Source organism: Nonlabens dokdonensis (assembly GCF_002162835.1).
Lineage (GTDB): Bacteria > Bacteroidota > Bacteroidia > Flavobacteriales > Flavobacteriaceae > Nonlabens > Nonlabens dokdonensis_B.
This window is the reverse complement of sequence record NZ_MAAX01000016.1, coordinates 1-3,030: the sequence shown is the minus strand read 5'-3', so window position 1 is coordinate 3,030 and position 3,030 is coordinate 1. Positions and strand designations below refer to the sequence as shown.

The following is a 3,030-nucleotide window of genomic DNA, read 5'->3' as shown; positions in this document are numbered from 1 at the left end:
GGTAATAGAATCTTGAACGCATACAGCCCAGTGAGTAAAAATAAGGAAATGGTTCTTACCTTAAAAGATTCTGTTAACACCATTTCACTCAAGGCAATTAATCTAGGAACTAAACCACCTAACACTGCCAAGATTCAACTTGTAAATAAAGACGGCGAGATCATTGACCTTGCTTCTAATTTGCAGCTTAATGAAGAAGTCACGTTTGTGTTCTATAAACAAAAACCTAAAGTTAAGTAGTTTTAACTAGCGTTAATAGAAGTTTGAATTAGAACGGATTGCAGTTAATTTGATTTAGTTAACCAATAAACTAAATCATGAAAACCAAATTAACTCTACTCATTCCATTCTTATTTCTTTTCACTTGTATAGCATTTAGTCAAGAAAATGCTCCTAATTCAACTAATCATCTTTTTGAATTTGAAGAACCAGTAGATCGCTGGAGCACAGGTTTAACTTTTCAAGCGCTGTCTGGTTTCCGAGAAATAAAAATGTCAGGTGCTACCTATGATTCTTTTGATGAAGCCTGGATAGGAATAGGTGTAGGCTTTTATGCCGACTATAAAATAAATAAGGTATGGAAATTAAGATCTGAAGTAGGTGTTAATGCCTATGTAGGCTTTGATCCTTACATCAACTTTCAATCGGAATTTAAATTTACTGATCGATGGAGTTTTTATGCTGGCTCAGGAAGTTATTTCAACACTTCAGCAGATCATCTCGTACAGCGAGATGAGCAAGGTACAGCCATTATTAATCCCTATGTGCAATTGGGTTTGCGTTATAAAATGAGTAAAAGCTGGACATTAGATTTGCGATATCAGCAAGATCTTTATGCAAGACGTAAAGCCACCTCTCTTAATAGATTTTCTAAAGATGGACCATTGAGTACTTTCAGCCTAGGGTTTAATTATAGATTTTAATTGATATCACATAAAAAATCCTCAATTCAAAAAGTTGAATTGAGGATTTTTAAATCAAATTTATATGTAATTGTCTTAGAGCTAATTCTCATAACTCAAGGACTCACAAACTCAGCGACTACAAATGTATCACCTCACCATAAGCGTCTGCAACGGCTTCCATCACCGCTTCACTCATAGTTGGATGTGGATGCACTGCTTTTAATACTTCATGACCTGTAGTTTCTAGCTTACGACCTAAAACAGCTTCAGCGATCATATCGGTAACACCAGCACCTATCATGTGACAGCCTAGCCATTCTCCATACTTAGCGTCAAAAATCACTTTTACAAAACCATCTTTTGCACCACTAGCACTTGCTTTACCACTTGCGCTGAATGGGAATTTACCAACTTTCAACTCGTATCCAGCTTCTTTGGCTTGAGCCTCTGTCATTCCTACGCTTGCAATTTCTGGAGTAGAGTAAGTACAACCTGGTATGTTTCCATAATCAAGTGGTTCCACGTGCATGTCTGCAATTTTCTCAACACATAATATACCTTCTGCACTTGCAACGTGAGCTAGTGCTGGACCAGCAGTAATATCACCTATTGCATAGTATCCAGGTAAGTTCGTTTGGTACCATTGGTTTACTAATACTTTACCACGATCTGTAGAAATACCTACTTCTTCTAGACCTATGTTAGATAAGTTAGTCTCAATTCCTACCGCGCTTAAAACGATGTCAGCATCAAGAACTTCTTCTCCTTTTTTAGTTTTCACGTTAACTTTTACACCATCGCCAGAAGTATCAACGCTAGTCACCTCACTAGAAGTCATTACTTTAATTCCAGACTTCTTAAAGCTGCGCTCCATTTGTTTAGAAACATCGATGTCTTCAACAGGTACAATACGATCTACATATTCTACTATAGTAACATCAGTTCCCATAGCATTATAAAAATATGCAAACTCAACACCTATTGCTCCAGACCCTACAACAACCATTTTCTTAGGCTGCTCTTTAAGCGTCATTGCTTCACGATATCCTATTACTTTTTTACCATCTTGTGGTAAATTAGGAAGAACACGAGATTTTGCTCCAGTTGCAATAATAATATGGTTACCTTCTACAGTAGAAGTAGATCCATCTTCAGCTTTCACTTCGATTTTCTTACCTTTTTTTACTGTACCGTAACCCATGATTACGTCTATTTTATTTTTCTTTAATAAGAACTGTACACCTTTGCTCATTCCGTCTGCCACATCGCGGCTACGTTTTACAACAGCATTAAAATCCTTATCTACGTTATCAGCTTTAAGACCGTAATCTGCGGCATGGTTCAGGTAATTGAATACATCAGCACTTTTTATCAGCGCTTTTGTAGGTATACAACCCCAGTTTAAACATACACCACCTAGAGATTCCTTCTCTACGATAGCTGTTTTAAACCCTAGTTGAGACGCACGTATTGCCGTTACATATCCGCCAGGTCCACTACCTAAAACGATCACATCATATTTACTCATATCAGTCATTTTTTAAGAGTCACAAAAATATGGAATAAAGTCCAACCGATTGTAAATTTGCACAACCTTATTATTATGTATAAATCCATTATTAGACCACTGCTTTTTTCGTTCGATCCAGAAGCAGTACATCACTTTTCATTTAAGAGTATCAAATTATTGAGCAAGGTACCTGGTTTTAGTACGCTTTCGCGAAAGCGTTACAAAAAACAGCATCCTGCACTTAAAAGAGAACTCTTCGGTTTACAGTTTGAGAATCCTGTGGGAATGGCAGCCGGATTTGATAAAGATGCCAAAGCATTTAAAGAATTCTCTAATCTAGGATTTGGATTTATAGAAATAGGAACGCTTACACCAAAGCCACAAGATGGAAATCCTAAGCAGCGATTGTTTAGATTAAAGAAAGATCAAGCGATTGTAAATAGAATGGGATTCAATAACGGCGGAGTAGATGCTGCGGTAGAACGATTGAAAAAAAATCCGAAATTAGGACAGCCAGATCATGTACTCATCGGCGGAAATATAGGTAAAAATAAAGTCACGCCTAATGACAATGCGGTAAACGATTACATTATCTGTTTTGAAAAGCTTTTTGAT

2 protein-coding genes and 2 pseudogenes are annotated in these 3,030 nt (G+C 36.9%); 3 read left to right on the top strand and 1 reads right to left on the bottom strand.

The features are described 5' to 3' along the window. Nucleotides 1-240: pseudogene (locus A9Q93_RS00845) on the top strand (hypothetical protein); the annotation flags it as partial. Between the two features lie 77 nt (nt 241-317). Next, nucleotides 318-923, top strand: coding sequence for an outer membrane protein (locus A9Q93_RS00840; RefSeq protein ID WP_303685485.1), 606 nt, complete (start codon nt 318-320; stop codon nt 921-923). A gap of 118 nt (nt 924-1,041) precedes the next feature. On the opposite strand, the gene lpdA is transcribed toward A9Q93_RS00840, so the two are convergent. After that, nucleotides 1,042-2,433 (bottom strand): dihydrolipoyl dehydrogenase, encoded by a 1,392-nt coding sequence (lpdA, locus tag A9Q93_RS00835; RefSeq protein ID WP_303685484.1) that lies wholly within the window; start codon nt 2,431-2,433, stop codon nt 1,042-1,044. 75 nt (nt 2,434-2,508) lie between these two features. Between lpdA and A9Q93_RS00830 the strand changes: the two are divergent. Further along, nucleotides 2,509-3,030 (top strand): annotated as a pseudogene (locus tag A9Q93_RS00830) (dihydroorotate dehydrogenase (quinone)); the annotation flags it as partial.